Origin of the sequence: Stenotrophomonas maltophilia group sp. Smal32 (assembly GCF_030237085.1) — a bacterium.
In the GTDB taxonomy this organism is placed as follows: Bacteria; Pseudomonadota; Gammaproteobacteria; order Xanthomonadales; family Xanthomonadaceae; genus Stenotrophomonas; species Stenotrophomonas maltophilia_Q.
Genome location: NZ_JASJSI010000047.1, coordinates 12,549 through 33,797, shown reverse-complemented (window position 1 = coordinate 33,797; position 21,249 = coordinate 12,549). Strand labels below are relative to the sequence as shown.

The 21,249-nt window shown below is 65.4% G+C and carries 36 protein-coding genes; 22 read left to right on the top strand and 14 right to left on the bottom strand.

The window, feature by feature from the left end; genetic code table 11:
- Positions 1–234: 234 nt before the first annotated feature.
- The 12 genes from QRO91_RS12935 to QRO91_RS12880 all read right to left on the bottom strand — a co-directional run bounded on the left by QRO91_RS12935 (position 235) and on the right by QRO91_RS12880 (position 6,145).
- Complete coding sequence (locus tag QRO91_RS12935) at positions 235–960, bottom strand: hypothetical protein (RefSeq protein ID WP_285310421.1); 726 nt, start codon at positions 958–960, stop codon at positions 235–237.
- Positions 957–1,370, bottom strand: a complete 414-nt coding sequence (locus QRO91_RS12930; protein WP_197650888.1) for a hypothetical protein — start codon at positions 1,368–1,370, stop codon at positions 957–959. The genes QRO91_RS12935 and QRO91_RS12930 overlap by 4 nt, the downstream gene beginning before the upstream one ends.
- 204 nt (positions 1,371–1,574) lie before the next feature.
- Positions 1,575–1,943, bottom strand: a complete 369-nt coding sequence (locus tag QRO91_RS12925; protein ID WP_197650889.1) for a hypothetical protein — start codon at positions 1,941–1,943, stop codon at positions 1,575–1,577.
- Entirely contained in the window at positions 1,943–2,152 is a 210-nt protein-coding gene (locus tag QRO91_RS12920; RefSeq protein ID WP_197650890.1) for a hypothetical protein, read from the bottom strand. The genes QRO91_RS12925 and QRO91_RS12920 overlap by 1 nt, the downstream gene beginning before the upstream one ends.
- On the bottom strand, positions 2,149–2,652 hold the full coding sequence (locus tag QRO91_RS12915) for a hypothetical protein (RefSeq protein ID WP_197650891.1): 504 nt from the start codon (positions 2,650–2,652) through the stop codon (positions 2,149–2,151). The genes QRO91_RS12920 and QRO91_RS12915 overlap by 4 nt, the downstream gene beginning before the upstream one ends.
- Positions 2,645–3,019, bottom strand: a complete 375-nt coding sequence (locus tag QRO91_RS12910; RefSeq protein ID WP_043034778.1) for a Ref family recombination enhancement nuclease — start codon at positions 3,017–3,019, stop codon at positions 2,645–2,647. The genes QRO91_RS12915 and QRO91_RS12910 overlap by 8 nt, the downstream gene beginning before the upstream one ends.
- Positions 3,019–3,237, bottom strand: coding sequence for a hypothetical protein (locus QRO91_RS12905; RefSeq protein WP_197650892.1), 219 nt, complete (start codon positions 3,235–3,237; stop codon positions 3,019–3,021). Before QRO91_RS12905 ends, QRO91_RS12910 begins: the two co-directional genes overlap by 1 nt.
- A gap of 189 nt (positions 3,238–3,426) precedes the next feature.
- Positions 3,427–4,029 (bottom strand): hypothetical protein, encoded by a 603-nt coding sequence (locus QRO91_RS12900; protein WP_285310420.1) that lies wholly within the window; start codon positions 4,027–4,029, stop codon positions 3,427–3,429.
- Complete coding sequence (locus QRO91_RS12895) at positions 3,995–4,870, bottom strand: helix-turn-helix domain-containing protein (protein ID WP_285310419.1); 876 nt, start codon at positions 4,868–4,870, stop codon at positions 3,995–3,997. Before QRO91_RS12895 ends, QRO91_RS12900 begins: the two co-directional genes overlap by 35 nt.
- Positions 4,871–4,892: 22 nt before the next feature.
- The gene (locus QRO91_RS12890) at positions 4,893–5,204 is read right to left on the bottom strand and encodes a winged helix-turn-helix domain-containing protein (RefSeq protein WP_197650894.1); all 312 of its coding nucleotides are present in this window, start codon (positions 5,202–5,204) and stop codon (positions 4,893–4,895) included.
- The gene (locus QRO91_RS12885) at positions 5,201–5,644 is read right to left on the bottom strand and encodes a phage regulatory CII family protein (protein WP_197650895.1); all 444 of its coding nucleotides are present in this window, start codon (positions 5,642–5,644) and stop codon (positions 5,201–5,203) included. The genes QRO91_RS12890 and QRO91_RS12885 overlap by 4 nt, the downstream gene beginning before the upstream one ends.
- 207 nt (positions 5,645–5,851) lie before the next feature.
- Positions 5,852–6,145 (bottom strand): hypothetical protein, encoded by a 294-nt coding sequence (locus tag QRO91_RS12880; RefSeq protein WP_197650912.1) that lies wholly within the window; start codon positions 6,143–6,145, stop codon positions 5,852–5,854.
- A 229-nt stretch (positions 6,146–6,374) separates the two neighbouring features.
- Between QRO91_RS12880 and QRO91_RS12875 the strand changes: the two genes are divergently transcribed.
- From QRO91_RS12875 to QRO91_RS12785, 19 genes are all read left to right on the top strand, one after another.
- Complete coding sequence (locus tag QRO91_RS12875; RefSeq protein ID WP_197650896.1) at positions 6,375–7,064, top strand: helix-turn-helix transcriptional regulator; 690 nt, start codon at positions 6,375–6,377, stop codon at positions 7,062–7,064.
- An 18-nt stretch (positions 7,065–7,082) separates the two neighbouring features.
- Positions 7,083–7,961: a hypothetical protein gene (locus QRO91_RS12870; RefSeq protein ID WP_197650897.1), complete on the top strand. Its 879-nt coding sequence runs from the start codon at positions 7,083–7,085 to the stop codon at positions 7,959–7,961.
- Positions 7,962–8,124: 163 nt separating this feature from the next.
- Positions 8,125–8,334, top strand: a complete 210-nt coding sequence (locus tag QRO91_RS12865) for a hypothetical protein (protein WP_197650898.1) — start codon at positions 8,125–8,127, stop codon at positions 8,332–8,334.
- A complete protein-coding gene (locus QRO91_RS12860) occupies positions 8,331–8,570 on the top strand; it encodes a hypothetical protein (RefSeq protein ID WP_197650899.1) in 240 nt (79 codons plus the stop codon). The genes QRO91_RS12865 and QRO91_RS12860 overlap by 4 nt, the downstream gene beginning before the upstream one ends.
- Positions 8,567–8,791 (top strand): hypothetical protein, encoded by a 225-nt coding sequence (locus QRO91_RS12855; protein WP_197650900.1) that lies wholly within the window; start codon positions 8,567–8,569, stop codon positions 8,789–8,791. The genes QRO91_RS12860 and QRO91_RS12855 overlap by 4 nt, the downstream gene beginning before the upstream one ends.
- A complete protein-coding gene (locus QRO91_RS12850; protein ID WP_197650901.1) occupies positions 8,788–9,222 on the top strand; it encodes a hypothetical protein in 435 nt (144 codons plus the stop codon). The genes QRO91_RS12855 and QRO91_RS12850 overlap by 4 nt, the downstream gene beginning before the upstream one ends.
- Positions 9,219–9,395 carry a hypothetical protein gene (locus tag QRO91_RS12845; RefSeq protein WP_197650913.1) on the top strand — a complete coding sequence of 59 codons (177 nt, stop codon included), beginning with the start codon at positions 9,219–9,221 and terminating at the stop codon, positions 9,393–9,395. The genes QRO91_RS12850 and QRO91_RS12845 overlap by 4 nt, the downstream gene beginning before the upstream one ends.
- Entirely contained in the window at positions 9,388–9,771 is a 384-nt protein-coding gene (locus tag QRO91_RS12840) for a hypothetical protein (protein ID WP_049450614.1), read from the top strand. The genes QRO91_RS12845 and QRO91_RS12840 overlap by 8 nt, the downstream gene beginning before the upstream one ends.
- Positions 9,771–10,013 carry a hypothetical protein gene (locus QRO91_RS12835; protein ID WP_197650902.1) on the top strand — a complete coding sequence of 81 codons (243 nt, stop codon included), beginning with the start codon at positions 9,771–9,773 and terminating at the stop codon, positions 10,011–10,013. The genes QRO91_RS12840 and QRO91_RS12835 overlap by 1 nt, the downstream gene beginning before the upstream one ends.
- 86 nt (positions 10,014–10,099) lie before the next feature.
- Positions 10,100–10,309 carry a hypothetical protein gene (locus tag QRO91_RS12830; RefSeq protein WP_197650903.1) on the top strand — a complete coding sequence of 70 codons (210 nt, stop codon included), beginning with the start codon at positions 10,100–10,102 and terminating at the stop codon, positions 10,307–10,309.
- Positions 10,306–11,241: a hypothetical protein gene (locus QRO91_RS12825; protein ID WP_197650914.1), complete on the top strand. Its 936-nt coding sequence runs from the start codon at positions 10,306–10,308 to the stop codon at positions 11,239–11,241. Before QRO91_RS12830 ends, QRO91_RS12825 begins: the two co-directional genes overlap by 4 nt.
- Positions 11,238–11,762 carry an adenine methyltransferase gene (locus QRO91_RS12820; protein ID WP_197650904.1) on the top strand — a complete coding sequence of 175 codons (525 nt, stop codon included), beginning with the start codon at positions 11,238–11,240 and terminating at the stop codon, positions 11,760–11,762. The genes QRO91_RS12825 and QRO91_RS12820 overlap by 4 nt, the downstream gene beginning before the upstream one ends.
- Positions 11,755–12,258 (top strand): hypothetical protein, encoded by a 504-nt coding sequence (locus tag QRO91_RS12815; RefSeq protein ID WP_197650915.1) that lies wholly within the window; start codon positions 11,755–11,757, stop codon positions 12,256–12,258. The genes QRO91_RS12820 and QRO91_RS12815 overlap by 8 nt, the downstream gene beginning before the upstream one ends.
- Complete coding sequence (locus QRO91_RS12810; RefSeq protein ID WP_197650905.1) at positions 12,255–12,503, top strand: hypothetical protein; 249 nt, start codon at positions 12,255–12,257, stop codon at positions 12,501–12,503. Before QRO91_RS12815 ends, QRO91_RS12810 begins: the two co-directional genes overlap by 4 nt.
- Positions 12,500–13,081 (top strand): hypothetical protein, encoded by a 582-nt coding sequence (locus QRO91_RS12805; RefSeq protein WP_285310418.1) that lies wholly within the window; start codon positions 12,500–12,502, stop codon positions 13,079–13,081. Before QRO91_RS12810 ends, QRO91_RS12805 begins: the two co-directional genes overlap by 4 nt.
- Complete coding sequence (locus tag QRO91_RS12800) at positions 13,078–13,386, top strand: hypothetical protein (protein ID WP_197650907.1); 309 nt, start codon at positions 13,078–13,080, stop codon at positions 13,384–13,386. Before QRO91_RS12805 ends, QRO91_RS12800 begins: the two co-directional genes overlap by 4 nt.
- A gap of 11 nt (positions 13,387–13,397) precedes the next feature.
- A complete protein-coding gene (locus QRO91_RS12795; protein WP_049459583.1) occupies positions 13,398–13,616 on the top strand; it encodes an AlpA family transcriptional regulator in 219 nt (72 codons plus the stop codon).
- A 305-nt stretch (positions 13,617–13,921) separates the two neighbouring features.
- Positions 13,922–15,268: a hypothetical protein gene (locus QRO91_RS12790; protein ID WP_049429122.1), complete on the top strand. Its 1,347-nt coding sequence runs from the start codon at positions 13,922–13,924 to the stop codon at positions 15,266–15,268.
- Between the two features lie 80 nt (positions 15,269–15,348).
- Positions 15,349–15,831, top strand: a complete 483-nt coding sequence (locus QRO91_RS12785; RefSeq protein WP_049429123.1) for a hypothetical protein — start codon at positions 15,349–15,351, stop codon at positions 15,829–15,831.
- 14 nt (positions 15,832–15,845) lie between these two features.
- Here QRO91_RS12785 and QRO91_RS12780 read toward each other — a convergent pair whose 3' ends face one another.
- A complete protein-coding gene (locus tag QRO91_RS12780) occupies positions 15,846–16,307 on the bottom strand; it encodes an isoprenylcysteine carboxylmethyltransferase family protein (RefSeq protein ID WP_049429124.1) in 462 nt (153 codons plus the stop codon).
- A 153-nt stretch (positions 16,308–16,460) separates the two neighbouring features.
- On the opposite strand from QRO91_RS12780, the gene QRO91_RS12775 reads away from it, so the two are divergent.
- Positions 16,461–18,482: a triacylglycerol lipase gene (locus QRO91_RS12775; protein WP_100443614.1), complete on the top strand. Its 2,022-nt coding sequence runs from the start codon at positions 16,461–16,463 to the stop codon at positions 18,480–18,482.
- A gap of 98 nt (positions 18,483–18,580) precedes the next feature.
- Here the strand turns inward: QRO91_RS12775 and QRO91_RS12770 are convergent, their stop codons facing one another.
- A complete protein-coding gene (locus QRO91_RS12770; protein ID WP_197650909.1) occupies positions 18,581–19,273 on the bottom strand; it encodes an alpha/beta hydrolase in 693 nt (230 codons plus the stop codon).
- A 98-nt stretch (positions 19,274–19,371) separates the two neighbouring features.
- Between QRO91_RS12770 and QRO91_RS12765 the strand changes: the two genes are divergently transcribed.
- Both QRO91_RS12765 and hchA read left to right on the top strand, forming a co-directional pair.
- Complete coding sequence (locus tag QRO91_RS12765; protein ID WP_238378624.1) at positions 19,372–20,304, top strand: AraC family transcriptional regulator; 933 nt, start codon at positions 19,372–19,374, stop codon at positions 20,302–20,304.
- Positions 20,305–20,374: 70 nt separating this feature from the next.
- Positions 20,375–21,247 (top strand): glyoxalase III HchA, encoded by an 873-nt coding sequence (gene hchA, locus QRO91_RS12760; RefSeq protein WP_049429128.1) that lies wholly within the window; start codon positions 20,375–20,377, stop codon positions 21,245–21,247.
- The last annotated feature ends 2 nt before the right edge of the window (positions 21,248–21,249 follow it).

Sequence of the window (21,249 nt, the reverse complement as noted above, 5' to 3'; positions counted from 1 at the left end):
CCCTTCCATCGTCGCCATAGATCTCGCTTCTGGGCTCGAGACATGCCGGGCCGCCCCATCCTTGCCATATCGTTCGCTCCTATCAGTGCAACTGTTGATCATGTTGCATTGACGGGTTGAACTCACCATCGCCAACTTTAAGCAGTACGCTCACACCTCGGACAGCCTCTCCGGCTGGACCAGTGCGCGGTATGCGGTCGGGAACCGCGTTGGCTTCGGCATACGCAAGCCATTTCAATAAGCGATCTGTCGAGAGCAAGCGACCTCCGAAATGTCACGGAGCGACATGGCCAAAGCGGCAGCCGCTTCCTGTTCCGCTTCCGTCATTCTATCCAGCAGCCACTCGTACACGCCACGCCAGCGTTCTCTGTAACTGGACTCATCCCGGCCGATGGCAGCAGCCCGCCGCCGATCGCTGACCGGGCCGAGCCCCGATCCGCCACACACCTTGCACGGCACCAGCAGCTCCCCAACCATCGCCTGGCCCCTGCCCTCGCAGGCCGCGCAGTGCGGCCGCTTGGCGATCTCGCTGATCACTGCCGCCGCCAGGGTCGGCAGCGACTCCAAGGTGCTGATCGGCCAGCACTGCGCCTTGATCCGGCCGAGCCGCTGCTGGGCCGCATCGCGGTTCGCCCGCTGCTCCGCCGTCGCCGCGCCGCCCCAGCCCATGCACACCTCAGCCAGCCCAAGATCCGTCCGGGCCTCAGCCAGCCGGCGCTGCTGGCGCTGCAGCTCTGGCGTCACCAGCGCGATCACCGCGTCCCGCAGCTTGTGCCGGCGCAGCGCGGCGCCGTCCGGCCACCAGCACGCCTCCAGCAGCTCCCGGCCAAGCCCAGCCGGCACCATGCCAAGCGCCGCGGCAATGTCCTGGTTCGTCAGGTCGGGCTTCCCGCCTCCCCGGCCGATGTCGAACTTCACCGTGGTCGGCCCCAGCCGCCCCATCGCCTCACGTGGATTCATGCCCGTTCCCCTGTCGTTGAGTGGCCGGCCGCCGCCGGCCCGCCCGTAATCCGCACCACCACTTGGCCGCCTGGCCGGCGCTCACTGCTGACGACCGGGTGGCTGATAAAACGCTTGTCGTCGATGCCCAGCACCTGCGCGATGCCGTCCCGGTACGCCTTGAACCGCCCAAGCATGTTGTCGTCGTCCGGCAGCGCCTTCCCCGGCGCCTGGTGGAAGCTCACCCACAGGTGCAGTTTCCCCGCCGGCAGCTGCAGCGCGCGCCAACCCGCCTCGTGCGCCAGCACCACCGCCGTCTGTCGGGCGTGCTTCGTCGCCCGAGCCTTCACCCGGAAGTGGACTCTGGCGTTCGGTGACAGTTCCTTGCTCGGCCAGGGCAGAACAAGCTCCAGCGCGCGGTCAGCCTGCATGGGCCTGCACCGCTTCGACGAATGCCCGGCGCCACCTGTACGCCGTTGCCCTGCTGATACCGAAATCTGCGCGCAACGTCTCGACCGATGGGACGCTGTGCCCGTATCTGACCACCATCCGAAACGCCAGCGTCAACGACGCGTTCTGCGTGTTCGGGTTTGGCCAGCCCGCCTGCTCGCACACGTGCTCCGAAGATCTCGCCATCACGGCACCTTCCTTCTCGCGGGAATCAACTCGACCAGTGCCCACGCCTGGTCTCTGACACGACGCGACAGGGGTTTGGACTGCCCACGCCCGGCGATGAACTCGACCGAGGTGATTGCATCGCTCAGGAGGTGGCGCAGCTGGGTCTCCTGCACCATCACGTAGCCCTCGGGCGGCGTGGGGGCCGCAGCTTCGCGACCACTTCCAGTTTCGAACCCGAAGCGCAGCAGCTGTCCGATGAGGCGCAGCTCAAGCTCGTAGCTCTCCAGGTCCTCGCCCTCCCGAACGTTCTCGGCTTCCTGATGGTGACCCCACTCGTCCAGGCAACTGGCCAGCAGCTCACTCACCCGCTTCTCGATGGCGTCCATCAGTGCTTCCCTTTGATTTCAGGAACGGGCTCAAACTGCTCGTAGGTGCCCTTGAAACGGCCCAGGTGATCGCTGATCACCTCCATTCCGATCCCTTCCATACAAGGAACATCCAGAACAGAAACGCGTGCGATCTCGCCACAAAACGGGAACACGTCCGGGTCTTCCTTCACCACGACCAACTGGCCCACGCGGAACACGGTGTTCATGCGCGCTGCTCCCAGCTGGCCGTCAGACGCTGCACCTGCCCGCCGCGTGCCTCGAACTGCTCCACCGTTTCGGCCGGCCGCTGACTGTTCTTATCCTTGCCCCACGCCTTCGCCGGGGCCAAGCCCGACAGCCGCTCCACTTGAGAACGGTTGATGGTCATCTTGTCCACGCGTGGTGCCTTCGGCTGTGCGCCGTTGCGCGCACGGTAGGCTCGGCCGCGCTCGATGCGCCGCTCGCGGAGTTCCTCCGCCGTCGCCTTGTGGAAGCGCATGCCCTGCCCGCTGTAGCGGTATGCGGCGGTGGCCCTGGCGCCGCTCTTCACCAGGTAGCCGCAGCTCACCAGCCACGTCAGCACATCGCGGACGCCGTTGCGCTCCTTCGTCTTGTCGACGCCGGTCACGTCCATCAACTCGAACACCTGCTGGTGGCCGAGCGACTGGCCCTTCCGCGCTTCGAAAATGGTCCTGACCTCGTCGGACAGGCCTGTCGGCTTAGCCATTGGCGGTTCTCCTGAGATGGTTTACATAGGTCTGCTGCGCGATCAGTTCGTCATCGGAGCAGTACAGCTCGTGGAAGGTTCTGGAGCCATCTTTCAAGCTCCAGCCGTAGACCTTGGACATCCATGCGAACGACCTCCCCTCTTGCGGGATGCGCTCGTGGTGCCACTGGCACATGGCGAAGCCGAAGGCATGGCCGCGCCGGATGTTTCCTGACTTGCAGTGGTGGTAGTCGCAGCCGTAGACCACGCGGTGCTGAGGAAGCAGGTTCCGCGTGTAGAGCAGAAGGCAGACCATGCACGGCCCTGCCTTCGCCTTGCGGATCCGGCGTGCTTCTTCCTTCGTCGGCGGTGGTGCCTTCGACCACATCAGCGCGCGCCCTGGTCCGCCAGCCACCACCCGTGCTGCCAGGCTTCCGCCTTCTCGCTCATCGGCCCAGCCCTGCGGTTAGCACCGTCCTCGGTCTCGCATTCGATCCAGATCAGGTGCGGGTTGTCGCTCAGGCGCAGGCCGTTGAGCCGCGCCGAGTAACCGGCGTTGATCTCCTTGGCGAACTTGCTGCGCGTGCTGTAGTTGGTGAAGTCCATCAGCGCCTGTCCCTCGTCGTGCTGCGCCGTGCGGCGCTCAGTTCCTGGTCCCGCTTGTCCCATCCGGCCTGCCAGCGGCGTCGCCGCGTCACACCGTCCTGCCCCATCTCGTACCGCGGCGCTGATTCCCGGCTACGGCAGGCATCCCGCGCCCAGCGCCCGGCCTGCTCGGCCTGGGCCAGCTCCGCTTCAGTCACCATCGAAGTTCAGCTCGGCCGCAGCCCGCTCCATCGCGGCGCGCGCCGAATCCCGATCCCGCACCGGCCGCACGCCGTGCTTCTCCTGCTCGATCGCCAGCACCGGCTGCGGCAGCGGGTTGCCATCGACCACGTGCTGGACAGCGCGCGTGTAGGCCTCCTCCAGCATCCGGCGCTGCTGCGATCCGTGGTCGGCCGAGGCGTAGACGTGCAGGTCCAGCAGCGAGCGCACCAGCACCGTGAAGCCGCTCTGCGGCCGGCCCGGCGCCATCTCCCGCTCCACCGCCGCCATGACCGGAATATCCAGGCACATCGTCAGGAACCTCGGCGGGTTCGGCGGCCACTCCCGGCCCTCGGTCAGGCAGCAGGCCATGCCGCGCGCGTGCTGTGCCCGGCTACGGCCCTGCAGCACCTGTAACCACGTGCCGGCTGCGATGGTCAGGCTGCCGTCCTTCTTGAACGGCGCCGCGCCGTTCTCGCGCTCCCACTTGCCCGGGAACATGGCCGTCATCTGCTTCCAGAACTCCCACAGGTAGCCCGACTGCGCCTCGCTCAGCGGCTCAGCCGACGACGGCAAACTCGGCGTCGACGACATCGCCTGGCTCGAACCCAGCGCCGCCATCGTGGCCACAGCCTCGGCGTTGGGCGTAGAACTGCTGTTCGAGCTGCTCGGTGCGGTCGGCAGAACCGTGTTGAGGGCTTGCATGGGTTGCTCCTGCGGATGGCTGGGCGACAGGGATCACGGGCAGCGACAGGCCGGCGGCCATGGTCTGCTTCAGGGATTCGTTCGGGTCGTGGCCGGCGGTGATCAGGTCCAGCAGCTGCTGGCGGACCTGCAGCCAGCCCTGGACCGACAGCGGTCGGCGGATCGCGGCGCGGTGCCGGACGAACCGGGCCAGCTGCTCGCGGTCGACACCGGTCGGCGTGCTTCCGAAACCGGCCAGCTCGCGGTCGACCTGCTCGGCGGTCAGCGCCAGCGGATCGGCCTCGCGCTCACACTCGCGGTGTGAGGGTTGCTCTTGGTTGCTCTTGGTTGCTCTTGGTTCGGGTGCAATAGCTGTTGCACCCTTTTCAACGCCGTTTTGCACCCTTTCCTGCGTCGTTTTGCACCCTTCTGAGGCCTGTTTTGCACCCTTTGCAAAGGGTGCAATTTCTGCACCCTTCATCCATTCAGGGTTGATCCGATACTGGCGAGTACGACCGCCTTCACCGAACCCGCTGCGACGGCCACCGATGCCGGCGTTGACCAGCACCAGCCAGCCGGATTGCTCCATGCGGCGCAGCTGATACTGCACCGAACGCTCCGACTGCCGGGTCTTCTCGGCCAGCCGCGCAATCGACGGGAAGATGTGCGTGCCATCGTCGTGCGCGTGGTCTGCCAGGGCCAGCGCCAGCAGCATCTCGCCGCCGCCGTTCGGGTAGCGGTCGAAGACCATGCCTGTAACTCGTGCGCTCACGTCAGATCCCCAAGGCCAGGTTCTGGCCCGGTGCGACCGGCCACCAGGTGCAAGCGGTGCGGCCGCTGACCGCGCACGGCTTGTTGGGGCCGCGCCACACGCGGCCGGTCTTGATCAGCTCAGGCAGACGGCGGGCCAGCATGTAGCGGTCCAGGCCGGTAGCCTGCGCCAGCTCTTTGCTGGTCATGCCGGGGTTGTCCGTCACAGCCTTGGCGCTCTGGTCGTGCTGGTGCGCCTGCAGGCCGCTGGCGACCACGTAGTGCGCCGCGTCGTGACTGGTGCTCAGGTCGCTGGAACGAGCCGGATGGTTCATTGCGCATCCCTCGCGGCAGCGTTCGCCGCATGCTGGGCAAGCTCGGCAAAGATCTCCTGCAGGCGCGCGCAGTGCTGCGCGATGGTGCTGGCCTCGTTCGGCGTGATCCGCTGATCAGCCATCGCTTCGGCGATGACCTCGGCCAGATCACCCTTGGCGCCGGCGGCTGCAAGCAGCGCGCCGATCAGGCTGCCGCTGGTCCTGCCTTCCATCTTGCTCAGCGTGTAGCCGTGCTCGCCGGCCAAGGCGTGCAGGATTCGATAGTCACCGGTCACGCCCATCACCTCGCTAGCCTCGACCAGCGTCAGGTGGTGGGTGGAGTTGTTCGGATTGACCTTGTTCCGGAGCACCGCCGCTGACATGGCAATGCGCGGTGCCAGAGACTCGCTACCGCCTGGATAGCCATGCACGGTCTTGTGGGCTGCGTCGATGATGTTCATTCGGGGCTCTCGTGAACGTGGTTTCAGGCATTCGTGCGGCGCAACATGTGCGCCATGGACATCAACTACTCATGGATGGCAGGCGCCTACGGCGCCCGGAACGCGTCACCCGCGCTGCCAGAAATCAGCCGCATTGCCAACACCTCCCATTGCTGGAAGGCCCGCAGCCGGCGATGGATCGCCAGTCGTCGCTTCAGCGCGCGCATATCAGGCAACCTCCAAGGGGGCGTAACGGTTCTCGTCGGGGTCGTGCGGCGCGGGCTGCGCCTGGTGTTGTTCCTGGACGCCCAGCAGCCGCTGGATCTCCGGCAGCGCCGGCAAGGCGCCCTCTTCCGTCCAGGACTCGACCTGCTCGGTCGGCAGCTGCAGCACCTTGGCCAGCTGCTTGTCCGTCGACATACCCAGCCTGGCGCGCAGCGCGCGCTTGCTCATGCGGCTGTCGATCTCGATCCGGATCGCTTCGCTGGCCGAACCCTGCTCCGCGTTCAGGTTCTTGACCATGCGCGCCAGTCGGAATGCAGCGTCAGCCCGGGGCGCCTTCGTTCTTCCCGCAAGAACTTCGCGGACGGCATTCGGGGTAACTCCCATTCCAGCTGCGATCGAATCAACGGTCGCACCTGCACCGATCAACCCTTGAATTTGAGATTTCCAGTCCATGGACAGACAAGCTACAGAATCCTGTAATTTCAGTCAACAGCATTCTGTTACAGAGTTCTGTGACCATTCCCGTATGGAAAACATCGGCACCCGAGTTCGCCGCGAGCGCGAATCACAAGGCATGGAGCGCCGCGAGCTGGCGTCCAAGACCGGTATCGGATACAGCACCCTGGCCGAGCTGGAACGTGGGGGCATGCGCACGACTACGAAGCTGCGCGCGATCGCTGAAGCATTGGGGGTTTCCCAACGCTGGCTCGAAACCGGAAAAGGTCCGAAGGTTGCGTCCGACGATGCCCCAGCTGCTTCCGTCTCATCGGTCTTAGCGACTGAGACCGCCGCCGACTATGTTCGCGTCCAACAACTGGATGGAGACGCGGACATGGGCGATGGACGAATCAATGATGACTTCCCCGACGTCGTTCGCGGTATGGACTTTGCACCCACCTACATCCGTTCGATAGTCGGGTTCGTTCCACCGCCCGGCCGGCTGGTACTCGTAACTGGTCGCGGCGACTCCATGATCCCTGTGATTCAGCCTGGCGAAGCCCTCATGGTGGACACCGGAGTAGTTGCGTTCGATGGCGACGGAATCTATCTACTCAATAGCGGCAATGGGCAGCAGGTGAAGGGGCTCCAGGACCGCGGCGATGCCATCTATATCGTGAGCGCAAATGCCGCGCTGTACCCGGCATTCCCCATGCCGAAAGGAACGGTGATTGGCGGGAAGGTGTACTTGCGCAACCGCATTGAAAGATTCAACTAATGGAATAGAGGGGCGCTCGTGGCATTGATTCCGTGTGTGGAGTGTGGACGAGAGGTCAGCGACCAGGCGGGAGCCTGCCCGAACTGCGGCCACCCTGTGAAGCCGCGCTGTGCCGCTCCAATTCCCGAAGGTCATCTATCTGCAAACCCCGGGTCGAAGGGCAGGAACGCCGCCTTCGCGCTTGTCATCGTTCTTGTCGTGGTCGTGGCAGTGATCGCATCATGCTGGCCGTCCCGCGATCATTCGAAAGATGCCCTTGAGCAAGAGACTTCCCGGCCCAGCGAGTCACCCGAGCAACGTCAAGCACGGCTAATCCAGGACACGCGGAACGACAAGCTTCCTCTCGAAACCAGGCTGGAAGCAGCGAGAAGCGCAGTTTCGCTGTCGCCGGATTCACCCGAAGGGAAGGAAGCAGCGGAACTAGTACCCCGCCTGGAAGAACAGCTCCGGAAGGCTACACTTGGCAAGCAGTGGGACTATCGGACGAACGATGACCCCATGACGGGGAAGAAGGCACAAGCGGCCTTCGTTCTAAGCAGCAATACCCACGAGTTCAAGTTCCCGTATGCAACGCCTCAGCACGCGATGCTCAGCGTCCGACGCCATCCACAGCATGGAAACGACATCATCCTAAGGATCGAGCGCGGGCAGCTTCAGTGTCCCAGCTACTCTGGCTGCACCGTCATGGTCCGCTTTGGTGAGGCGACGCCAAGAACATTCCGAGCATCCGGACCTGCCGATGGCTCCACGGAGACTCTGTTCATCGAAGGGTATTCTGATTTCCTTCGCCGAATGCAGGCCGTAGACGTAGTGCGTATTCAAGCCAGCGTTTATCAAGAAGGCTCTCCGACCTGGACGTTCGATGTGAGTGGTTTCGATCCAGACCGCATGAAGTAGCACACAGCGGACCCCATAGCAGAAGCCCCGCTTAGCGGGGCTTCTCTCGTTCAGCGCCGCCAGAAAGAAGTTACAGAATTCTGTTGACATGGAATTACAGCATTCTGTAGCCTGTATCCATCGCCTCTGTATGGGTCCATCCGGGCTCGGGCATGGAGAGAAGATGGCATCGATCACTGCTACAAGCCGCGGCGCAGCCCGCGTCGAATCCCGGCCCCACGCCGGCACCGTCGTCGTCCAGGTCGGCGACGCCCTGGTCAGCCTGAGCCCGTTTGAGGCCAGGAAGGTCGCCGAGTATCTGATCCTTCAGGCCGATCTGATCGACCAGCGCGCCTCCATCGATCGCAGCAATCCGCAGGCGGCCGCAGCATGAGCGCCGTCATCCTCTACTTCCCCACCCGCCGCGTCCGCGCCAAGGCCGTCGCCGACGTCGTGCGCCACGCCGCGCTGCGCCTCGGATACCACCCGCACAACGCGGACGCCGCCGCTGCCATCGCGCGCAAGGACTTCCTCAGCGGCCGATACAGCGCCGCGCGCGCCGTCGGCGAAATGGTCGACCAGCTCGGCGCCGCCATGCGCCAGATGCACGTCAAAGGCGGTGCTGCATGAACGCCGTCATTCCCTACCGCGCCGTTTCTGCGGTCGAAGAGTTGCAAGGAATCGCCGTCCTGATGGGCCAGCGCGCGGGGAAGCCAGCGGAGGTCGCAGTTCTCCAGCTTCAGGATGCAATCGCTGAACTGATCAATGAGGCGAGCCGTTGCTGCGATGGCGGCGGAGACCTGTCCGATCTGCGTGCTGCAGTCGCCCGCGTCAAAGGCGGTGCCGCGTGACCGTCTTTCCCAGCGTACCGGCCGCCATGCAGACCTTCACGCTGCCGCGCGGCGAAGACCTGCAGCGCGTTGACGCAACGCCGCCCAGCAAGTTCACCGGCTTTGTGGTCGGCCCGTTCTTCTGCCACCACGTCTACAGCGACGACGAGTCGACCATGATGGGCGACCGCACCACGGCCGAACTGGGCGACTGGCAGGTCACTCACGTGGTCACCGGAGCATGCGTGCAGCGCGGACTGCCGACCCACTACCGCGCCATCTGGTTGGCCGAGAAGCTGTCGGCCTTCCAAGACTTCACCCTGCCCTCGTTCCAGTCCATCAAAGACGCCTTGGCGCCGCACCAGGAAGAAATCGCCTCGCTGCGTTGGGAAGCCAAGAACGGCAACTGTCAGCACGCCTGCGGTTTCAGCTTCACGGGGGTGCAGCCATGACCGACCACGACTTCTTCGCCGCCATGGCCGTCGGCATCCCGCCCATCACCCCGCCAATCCGTATCGGCCTCGACCTGGCCGCCGGCACCGACACAACCGTCGTGGCCGAGGTCGCAGCCGACGGAACGATCACCCGCATGGCAACCATCCCGCAGGAGCACAGCAATGGATAAGCCCACCTACAGCTGGTCGCAAGACGAAGAAATCTGGCATGGCCCGTTCGGGTCCATCGACGAAGCCATCAAAGACGCATTCGATACCTGCGCCCAGGACGTGACCGAAGTGTCTATCGGCGAAACCGAGGTCATCGACACGGGAACGCTGCTCACAGCGGATCAGTTCTGCGATCTGGTCCAGGAACGCCTGAGCGACGAAATCGGCGAATCCGGCGACGACTTCCTCAGCGGCGCTACCGTCGAGCAGCGTGCCGAACTGGACGCTTTGCTCGCAGCTTGGGTGGCCAAAGTCGAGCCTGGCCCGTACTACCGCGTGGACGGCTGGAAGGCACATCGCTTCGCCGACTACCGCCTGAGCCGAGAAGCCGAGTGATGCGCCACTTGGCCCTGCCGTTCTTCTGCGCCGTCGTCGTCGGCCTGCTCCTCGCTCTGCTCGCTTGGGCGCTACGCAACCACGTCGACCAGGTCGCACTGGCCTGCGCCATCGGTGCCGTGTTCTTCGCATGGCGCTGCTGGGAAGACCTCCAGACCAGCTGGCCAGCGTTCAAGGCCGAGATGCAGCGCCGCAGCGATGAACGGCAGCGCGCGCAGCTCGCCGCTGACGACATCCACTGATCCCCTGCCCTGCGCTCTCCCCCTGTAGCGCAGGGAACCCGCGCCGGCCGGGTTCCAACAGCCGGCATCCCTTCCAGGAGTCCAGCGTGCGTAACCAGCTCGACATCTTCGATCACGACCCAGCCCGCATGGCAGCGGCAAACCGCGCCGCCGCCGAGCGTGCACTGCACGACGTGCAGTTCACCGCCACTGTCCGGCAGGAACGCCATGCGTACTACGTGGGCGAGGCCGAACGCTGGGAACACCTCGCCGCGCACAGCGCGCGCTCCACCAACAGCAAGGACATGCAGTCATGAGCAACGACAACAAGACCCTGGCGGACGTGCAGCCCGGTGGGAGGGTGAGACTGGGGGATCAGGCCGAGCGGGCGCGGTTTGAGGCGTGGTGCGCGTCTCAGCGGTTTCCGTTGGGTACGAGTCGAATGCCTACCGACAGCAACGAGTATCGCAGCCTGAAAACCCGCGAGGCATGGCGAGTATGGCAAGCCGCCCTCTCCGCCCAGCCCTCCCCGGGTGGTCAGGGGGACGCACAGACCATCGCGAAGCTGCGCGCGATGATGGACCACAGCTTCGGTGGTCCGGGTTTTGTCGTGTACGGCACCGCGCAGTCAATCGCAGAAGTGGAGCGCCGACTTGCTCCGGGCATCGCCGCCCGCCAGCCGGGTGGTCAGGATGCGCTGGATTGCATCGGGCGGATCGAGGAAGCGATTGAGTTCCGCGTACCGCACGACATCTACGCCGCTGTTCACGGCGAGCTGGCCGAACTGAAAGCAGCACTCGCCGCCCGCCAGCCGGTGGGGGAGCCGGTGGCACTTGGGGAAACCGACCCAATCCCATGCGCATGGTCAGATGACGACGCGTCGAGCCTTGTGACGCTGCGCGATGCGCTGCGCAGGATCATCGCGGGCACCACAACCAAGGATGCGGCTCACTTCCTGAAACAGCCGGGCCAGCGCCGTATGACCATCAAGGACGCGCAGGAGGTTGCCGCCGCGCATCTGCCATACGTGGAATCACTGGTTCATCGCAGTCAGGGATACGCCGCCCCGCCAGCGCAGGCCGTGGACCTGGGGCAGTTCCGCCCCGCTGTTGAATGTTGGCGGTGGACAAAAGCCGTAGCCGTGAACAGCGGAGAGCTAGACACTGAAATGAAACGGTCAGCGCTATTTGAAGTGAACGAGGCCGACCGACTGCTGGCCCTGATCGACAGTCAGGCGGTGGGCAAATGAGCCGTGCGCATCCCTATGCCGCACGACCGGAGGCAGCCACTCACACATGGCTGACTCCTCCAGAGATCATTGCCGCCCTCGGGGCATTCGACCTTGACCCGTGCGCTGCTCCATCGCCGCGCCCGTGGCCGACAGCTACCCGACACATCGAGCTGCCGGAAGATGGGCTGTCTGCGGAGTGGCATGGCCGGGTGTGGTGCAACCCGCCGTTCGGGCGCCACACCGAGGCGTGGCTGGCGCGCATGGCGAAACACGGGAACGGGATCGCGCTGGCCTTCGCCCGCACCGAGACGGCCATGTTCCAGCGTTACGTGTGGCGTCGCGCCAGTGCCGTTCTGATGCTGGCAAACCGGCCTCACTTCCACCGGCCAGACGGCACCCGCGCACGTGGCAATAGCGGGGGGCCGATCTGCCTGATCGCATATGGCGAGGCAAACCGCCGCGCCTTGATCGACAGCGGCCTGCCCGGCGCTGTCATCGTCGTGCACCACTTCCAGCAGAAGGAGGCCGCCCATGGCTGACCAGCTGCTCACCGCTGCAATCGACCACCGCGAGGTCGGCCGGCAGCTGGCCAGCATGTCCGGGGTCGAGCTCGACTCGATCACTTCCCAGGATGCTCGCCTGTGGGAGGCCCGAGGGCAGGCGCTTCAGGCGCTTGCTACCGGCGACATGGATGCTGCGCTGCGAACCATGGGCATGGTGTCGACGCGGATCATGGACCGAGACGAAGCATGGGAGATCGCATCGAACGCGGTAGCCGTCCGGATCGCCGCCGGCTGGACGCGCGACATGCTGGACAGCAGCACCGAAGCCGGCCACGCGCCGTGTGGTCGCGGCTACTACCTGTTCTGCTCCGGTGCCGTCGCGGTCTGCTACTTCCCGATGGCCTGCATCACCGACATGAACGGTCGCGGCTACCACTTCCATATCGCCCAGGACCTGCTCAACGAGCGAGATCCCAACCCCTACGCAATCCGTCGTCCGGCCGTCCCGCAGCAGTTGGAGATGTTTCGATGATCGCCGCTGGCGTCCCCCTAGCCCGACACAGGCTGCTGATCTTCATGCGGCAGCACTTGGCACTCGCTCGGCGCGTGCGCCTGCTTGGCCCCGGCGATGGGGGCCTGATGGATCCGCCGTTCTGGCACTGCATGGACTTGGCCGCCGCGAACCGCACGCGCCTGCTGCACCTGATTGCCGCTGAACGATCAGCAGTGCCCACCCTGCCGCCGGCACAGCCGGCCCAACTGGACCTGTTCGCATGACCGCACCACTGCCCATTTCCCCGGCTACCGCTGTCGAGGCCACCAAGGCATCGTCGCCTGTCGCCGCGGTTGTCTCCGCGATGCGGCGTGTTGATCCGGCCTCCTCTGTTGACGGGCGCCAGGTGCGTGCTTGGGCCGACACCCTGCTGAAAGCGCTCTACATCGCTCAGCCGGTGCGCTGGGAGTACCGCCACAAGGACGATCACCGGCCTGGCTGCTGGATGCAGGCGGACGCCGGCCACGTCTACGCCGCGCACCAGCGGGGGCTCGTGGTCCGCGCCCTGTTCGAGACACCGCGCGTACCCCAGCCAGAGAAGGACCACGACTTCCAGCGGCGCGTGTGCACGCGCTGCGGAATGAGCGAGGACTGGGCCGGCCCGGACTGCTTCCCGCCCGACAAGAAGGTCGAACCGCGCGCCCTGCTCCCGTTCGACCCCGCATGGCTGGTCCAGCCACTGCAGTGGCTCAGGGATGCGCCGGCCAACCTCAACGCCTACGACCGCCGCCACCGTGCAGGGCAAGCCGCCTTCCTCCTGGAAAAGCTCCAGGCCCACATCGAGGAGTGCAAGAAGCCATGACCCAGGAACATATCAGCCACCCGGAAGGGTTGCCGAACTGCGCCGCCGGGCACCGCGCGCGCCATATCCACGACAAGCGCTGCGCCTCCGCCGGCGGTGGTCACCTGGTCGAATGCGCCTGCAGGTCGACCAGCAAGCACGCCGATCCCTACAAGGCCATCGAGGCATGGCGTCGGCTCAACCGGCCGGCGCGCATCGCGCGGCCGGCCGCGGCGGCTGCGGCGGCCGACAACGTCCTGCAGTTCCAGCTCGGCCTGGCCGAGCGCAAACCCAAGACCCAGCGCGCGGCGCTGGCGTCGGTCTGAAGGAGGACACCATGGCTACCGAGCCGCTCGTTTTCATCAAGATGCCCGAGGTCAAGCGCCGCACGGGCTTGGGCAAGACCACGATCTACGACCGGATCAGCGCTGGCACCTTCCCTGCGCCTGTGCCGCTCGGCGGCAACGCGGTAGGCTGGATCGAGGCTGAGGTGGACGCCTGGCAGGCCGCGCGGGTGGCGGAGCGGAATGGAATTGAACCCGCGAAGGCTGCATAGCATGGGGGTATGGCTGGGGGTATCGTATTCGAACACCAGCAGCAACCACCTGCACCATCAACAACTTACGTTCACATTGCGGTAGGGCCCACCTCCACCATCTGTATGGCCTGTCGAGGCCGCAAGAAGCCGGATCTCCCGCAACGGAGCTCCGGCTTTTTTGTTTCCCGAAGATGGCGCCCCCGCCTGCTGATCCGACCTCCCCCAATGCCACCCGCATCGGGAGCCAGTCACAGAAGCTGAGATCCGGATCCAGTAGAGTCCATGCGTCACACGACGTGACCCGAAACCTGAAAGGACATCAGATGAAGCGCATCACACTGTTTGTGGGCTTGGCCGTGGCGTTGGCACTGGGGCAGGCTTCCGCTGCCACGCCAGGCTCCCGCTATCTACAGCTGGCCGCTGACCAGCGCGTACAACCCGGCACGGCAACCCTGCTTTCGAGCACCATCGATCTGAGCGCCCCCGGTTGGGTGTACGTGCAGTCGGATGGACGGTACTTCCCTGGCGGCAGCTCGGCTGCCAATGCCTACATCACCATCAACGGTGAGGTGGTCTCCAACGACAGCTACATCGACTGGCGGCAGTCAACGTCGGCCCAACAGCACTCCTTCAATGTCATCGGTGCCAAGTACCTGCCTGCCGGACGCCATACGGTCAACCTGGCCGGGCAGGCCATCGGTTCGGCCGTCAATTTCGGCTCCGCCAGCAACCTCTCCGTGCTCATCACCTCTGCGGGCGCGGTTACCAACAGCGGCCTTGCGAGTGACACCGCACAGCTGGACTTCAATACGGTCGGCAGCCCTGAAGGAATGGCGCTGCAGGCCAAGGACCGCAAGCTGCTGATGACTGCCCAGGCCGGTAATCCCGGTGGCCCCATCGTGGCCATGGCTTCCGGCCGCGCGTTCGCGTGGGGCAACTACGGCGATGGCATGATGGGAATTTTCCTGAACGAGCAGGAGCCCGGCATCGAATCGATGACCTGGTCGATCAATGACATCTTCAGTGGCGCAGAAACGCAGGCTCCCTTCTATTCGCAGGGCCTGTTCGTCAATCCGCCGGCTTACAGCACTGTCAGCTTCGTCGCGTCCGAATCGCCGTACTACCAACCGCAGGACGCCAACACCAACAACGTAAAGTACAAGTTCGGCGCCAACTCCCGACTGGTGACGCTGTCCAACGGCTTTGGCGTGGTCGGAAAGGGGTTGAATCCTGGATTCAACTACGCCGCCGCAGGCCCCTACCGCCGATTCGCCTATGTCTGCGTCGGGACCAATGGCTTCGCGCCGGGCTGTCCGTCGGTGGGCTCGCAGGTGGTCATTGGCGAGGGCCAGGTCTGCATTCCGCAGGGGCACAACGGCGTGGTGCTTTTCTCGACGAAGTCCCGCGTGCAGGGTGACCCGAACGACGGTGGCGGAAGCGTGTTCCTGTTCCTGAAGATCGATGGCCAGCAGGTGGGCAGCCTCGGCACCCAGCAGTTGGGCTCCAAGCCGGACTCGGTCAGCACCCGCACCATCTCCGCCAGCTACCTGAGCGCGGGATCATCCGCGCTGGGGACGGGCTGCCACACTGTGCAGGCCGTGGCCCAGGTATTGGGAGATTTCCGCCACATGTCGCTCAATGCCGACATGCCACTGGTCTGGTTCGACTGACCCATCGCGTCGAATGTCGCCGGTGGCCGGGTCTGTTCGCCCCGCCACCGGCTATCCCGCAACACGTTGAAGGACCTGCCATGAAAGCCCCTCTCGCCCTCACCCTGCTCTTCGCCGCATTCGCCGCAGCCCCAGCCACGCTCGCCGCCGCACCGGCCATCGCGCCCCCCGGCACCGCCACGCTGGAAGCCCTGCTCGCCTGCAAGGCCGGCTCCAACTTCAGCGAGGCTGAAGCCATCGATGCACTGCAGGCCGCTGGCCTGGCCAGGAAACCGGGTGGCACCTTCGAGCCGGAGGACAAGCCGGTCGCCCTGTTCGGCGGTACCGTCACCAGTGCCGATGTGAACGTGGCCGAGGGCGAGAAGAGCCTCTTCGTCTATTTGAACGGCGTTGATTCCAAGCGTCTGGCCAAGGCATGGTCAGTAACCACGGTCAACGAGCACGCCAACACGGAAGAGCCTTCATACGTGAAGGCCATCGACAAGCGACACACCCTGCACGTGATCGCAGGCGACGACTACGAAGGCTATTCCGCTGCCGTGAAGTGCCAGATCACCCGGTAACGGGTTGATCCCCGCTACAGCCAACGCCGCACACGTTGGCGGAACAACGGATACACCTCGGGAAAGCGGGCCAGCAACGCCCGCTCTTCCGGCATGATCTGCAGCCAGGTGATGTACAGCACGAACAACGGTACAGCCAGCAACGCGATCGCGTTCTGCAGGTACAACATTGCACCGGCCAGGATCGTTGCCTGGCCCAGATACATCGGATTGCGCGTGTAGCGGTACACGCCGTGCATGACCAGCGCGCTCGATGCTGAAGGGCGCAGCGGATTGACCGTGGTGCGCGCCCGCTGGAACGCGAGCTTCGGCAGCAGGTTCAGCGCCACACCAATCGCCATCACCCCGCCTGCCATCAGCGCCGGCATCGGCAGGGGCAACGCCGCCTCCGGCCACAGTCGGCTCCCTAGCCAGCCGATCCCCGCGCATAGCAGCATCACCAGCGGCGGCGGGATCCGGGTCTCAAGCCACGTCATCGCAGTCCCTGCATCGCTCCATTCACCCCAGTGTCACACGAACCTGTCTGAATCGCTTGCACGGCAGCGGCTCAGGGGCCCAAACCGACCGCCCGGTATCTTCCGCTTTGACAGGCCGACCGCTAGAGTGGCGCGACCGCGCAGGAGGATCGTATGGCTACCATGGGCTTGGGCTTCATCGGCCGCACGACCCTCATCATCACCGTGCTGCTCACCCTGGGCGGCTGCGCGACATTGCGCCAGTTCGGCCCCTCGGTGCAGGTGACTTCGGTCACGCCCGGCCAGTACATCGCGCTCAAGCGCGGCGACATCCTCACCACCGGCAAGCTCAGCTCGGCGACGATGGAAACGCTGCGCGTGGCCGGCCTGGATGAAGGCGTCTGCGCCAAGCCGGGCCTGCCCTGCATCGAAGCGATGGAAGGCAGCATCGTGGTGCGCGAGGAGGACAAGCGTTCGAGTCTGTCCGAGTTGTGGCTGCAGTATGCAATGACCCTGCCCGCGCCGAAGCGCGAGTACTCCACCTCCGGCCGTGCCAAGAGCGCGATCAACGAGCTGGATGCCGATTTCCAACCGCGCCTGGACGCGTGGATGCAGGTCGCGCGCCAGGCCTACGCCTATCTGTTCTTCACCGAGCGCACCGCCAACCAGCGCGGCTTCGAAGACCGCCAGACCCAGGTGCGCGACTACTACAACCTGGCCGTGCAGGAAGCCTCGGTGCAGCTGTACAACGCGTATGCCACCGGGCGCGTGCACAGCGAAGCCAGCCACTTCCAGCTGGGCCGATGGACCTTTGTGCTGGCCCCTTCAGGCGAAGCATCGCCGCTGGATACGCGCACCCCCACCGAGCTGGTGCCGGCGGCCTCGCTGTCGTTCACCGGCACGCTGCGCAGCGTGCACCGCCGCGATGGCTTCGGTGCCGAGCTGGTAGCGGTGATGGACGATCCTGCAGCCGCCACGACCACGACGCCGCCGGCAGCGACGCCTGCCACGCAGGCCAGCGCTCCGGCCACGCAGAGCTGGAGCGAGATGCCGTCGCCGTCGATGACGGTGCTGCTGCGCTTCTCGGGAAAGAACCTGTGGGAAGTGCTGCACGACGACGAGCCGAAGCTGGAGATCCACGACCCCTACCAGGTCACGGAAGTCACCCTGCATGGCCAGCAGGTGCCGCTGGCCGCGAACTTCACGGCTGGCTACGCGCTGTGGCTTGCCCGTTCCAACTTCAGCCACCAGTCGCTGCGCTCGTTGTTCGGCAGCAAGGGCGGCATCGACACGCCGCATCTGTACATGATGCAGCCGTACGATCCCAACCGCCGCGTGCTGCTGATGATCCATGGCCTGGCCAGCAGCCCGGAAGCCTGGGTCAACGTTGCCAACGAGCTGATGCGTGACGACGAGATCCGCCAGGATTTCCAGATCTGGCAGTTCTATTACCCGACCAACATGCCCATCGCGATGAGCCACGATGCAATGCGCCATACGCTGGCCGAAGTGCTCAAGCATTTCGATCCCAGTGGCAAGGCGCAGGCGTCGCACGACATGGTGCTGGTCGGGCACAGCATGGGCGGCGTGATCGCGCGGCTGATGATCTCCTCTTCCGGAGATCATCTGGTGGACACGCTGCTGGCAACCGCGCAGATGACACCTGCACAACAGGAGCTTCTGCGCACCAAGGGCGCACCGGTGCTGACCTTCCTGCCGGAACCGGAAGTGTCGCGCGTGGTGTTCATCGCCACGCCGCACCGTGGCACCGACGTGGCCGGCACCCGCCTGGGCCGCTGGATCGGACGCCTGGTGCGGTTGCCGCTGACCGTGCTGGAAGACGTGGCCACCATTGCCAACGATGGTCAGATCGACCGCAATGACGGCAAGCACGGCTACCAGATGAACAGCATCCAGAACCTGGACAAGGATGATCCCTTCGTCCGCGCGGTGGCCGACCTGCCGATGTCGCCGAAGGTGCACTACCACTCGATCATCGCGCGCGCCAAGGCCGATGGTCCGCTGGAAAAGACCGACGACGGACTGGTGCCCTACTGGAGCTCGCACCTGCCGCACGCGGACTCGGAGAAGGTGATCGTGTCCGGTCACAGCGTGCAGGAAGCCACGCCGGCCATCGTTGAGCTGCGGCGGATCCTGCATGAGGACATGCAGGAGCACGACCGCCAGAACAGGTAGCCCACATCATCACGGCCGCTGGCTGTCCAGCGCGGCCGCATCACAGCGGCGGTGCCCGGGCTTGCCGGAACACCGCCACTGCGGCAGGCGCGAACTGCTCAGCCTTCCCCGCCGGCTGCAGCGTCGATGATCAGATCTGCCACTGCTACCGGCTGCGATGCCAGCGACGCGTGGCTGGCATCCAGCGTGAGGGTGGCACGCGGCTGCATGCGCGCCGCCATGCGCCGCTGGTTGTCGGGATGGATCATGTGATCGGCGCTGGAGACCTGGTACCAGCTCGGCTTGTACCGCCACGCTGGATCGCTGATGGCATCACCGAACGTGCTCGCCAGAGGCGCCTTCTGCGTGACCGCCATTACCCGCGCCTCGTCGACCGGCAGGTCCTGGCAGAAGCTCTCGTGGAACCTGCCCGGCTGCAGCCACAGGTAACCGTCGCTGTCTGGCGCCAGGTTGGCCGCCGCCTCGGGCAGCTGCTGCTGGGTAATGCCGCCGGGGCTCTCGCCCGCATCCGGCGCAAACGCGGCAATGAAGACCAGCCCCATCACGTTGGGTTCGTTTCCGGCCTCGGAGATCACGGCTCCACCATAGGAATGGCCGACCAGCAGCACCGGCCCCTGGAACTGGCGGATCATGCGGCGGGTGCGTTCCGCGTCGTCGGCCAGCGATGTCAGTGGCAGTTCCACGGCATGCAGGTCGCGGAAGCCTCGGCGATCGAGCTCCAGGATCACCTTGGCCCAATGCGCGGCACCGCCCCAGAAACCATGAACCAGAATGATGCTTGGCTTGCTCATCTTGCAGGACTCCTCACTTGGATGGGATGGTTGGCTGGTGGCAGCCCGTGCTGCCTGAAGCCTCCTGACCAGACTACGGATCGCCCCCGCCAGCGGCGATGCACGGACTCCTGAAAACCATGCCAAGGCTCCACAACACCGAAGCGCTCCAGGCTGGGTCCGACGCACTGTTTGCGATCTTCCAGTCGTCGCGCATGCAGGGCGGCGACATCAGCCGCCACGTCATGCAACCCGGCGGATCACTCGCCATTGCCGAAGGCCAGGGGTGCTTCCACTTCATCGAGCACGGCACGGCGCGGCTGCATGCAGATAGGGCCGTCGTGCCGCTGCGTACGGGCGAGCTGCTGTTGATGCCGCATGGCCGGACGCATCGCATCGACTGCGCCGCCGACGCGCAGGGGCCGGCCCATCTGACCACCGCATCGTTCGGGTTCGATGGCCCCGGCAGCCGTCTGCTGCTCGATGCCCTGCCCGGTTGGTTGCATGTCCCAGGGGTGGACCGGATGCCAAGCGGATTTCCCGCCAATTCGGCCGACTGGATGGCGGTAACCCTGGCCGCGATCCAGGCTGAAGCGTCCCGGCCTACGCTGGGCAGCGGCTTGATGCTGTCACGCCTGCTCGACCTGCTGTTTGTCTGGACCCTGCGCTACTGGCTCGGAACGTCCGGTCCGCACAACTGCCAGCGTCTGCACGCCTTGGCCGACCCCCTGATCGGACGAGCATTGGCGTTGATGCAGGCCCAGCCCGCACACGCATGGACCGTCGAGTCACTTGCAGCGTGCCTGAATCAGTCCCGCTCGAATTTCGCGCAGCGATTCAGCCTCGCCACCGGCATGTCACCGATGCGCTATCTGACTGAATCGCGACTGCAGCTGGCCGCGCAGATGTTGCGCAGTGGCAACCGACGGGTGTCGCAGATTGCAGGAGACGTCGGGTATCTGTCCGAACCCGCATTCAGTCGTGCGTTCCGCCGCGCGTTCGGCATGAGCCCGAATGCCTGGCGCCAACAGGCACCGGCGACATCCGACTGAGGGAAATCCCTCATCGCGCGTGCGCACCCGCCCTCCTATGCTGGCCTCACATTCCCCGCAGGAGGTCCGCATGACCACGCAAGAGCCCAGCCGCCAGCCCAGCCCCGACCCGGCCGAGCGCGATGCCTTCTTCCCGTCGCCCTACTCGCTGTCACAGTTCACATCGCCCAGGAGCAACCTGTCCGGCGCCGACTATCCGGACGCACGCCGCGACGGTCGCTGGAAGGTGCTGATGATCGCCGCCGACGAGCGCTACCTGCCCACCGCCAATGGCCACCTGTTCTCAACCGGCAATCATCCGGTGGAGACCCTGCTGCCGATGTACCACCTCGACAAGGCCGGCTTCGGCATCGATGTCGCCACGCTGTCGGGCAACGCCGCCAAATTCGAGTGGTGGGCGTTCCCGCGCGAGGACACGGAGATCGGCGGACTGTACGAACGTTACGAGTCGCGCTTCCGTCAGCCGCTGCCGCTGGACGAGGTGGTCACCGGGCTCGATGCGGATTCGGACTATGCCGCCGTGTTCATCCCCGGCGGCCATGGCGCCCTGATCGGGCTGCCGCAGAGCCGCGCGGTGAAGGCCGTCCTGCACTGGGCGATGGCCCAGCAACGCCACATCATCACCCTGTGCCACGGTCCGGCCGCACTGCTGGCTGCAGGCGTGGACGAGGCCGATGGCGGTTCGCTGTTCCGCGGCTACCGCATCTGTGCCTTCCCCGATGCGATGGACCGGCAGACGCCAGAGATCGGCTACATGCCCGGGCAGCTGCCGTGGTTCTTCGGCGAGCGCCTGGCGCAGCAGGGTGTGCAGATCGTCAACGATGGCATCGACGGCAGCGTGCTGCAGGATCGCCTGCTGCTGACCGGCGACAGTCCGCTGGCTGGTAATGCGCTGGGCAAGCTGGCAGCGCGCACGCTGCTCGACGCCTTGGCCAGCCGCTGACC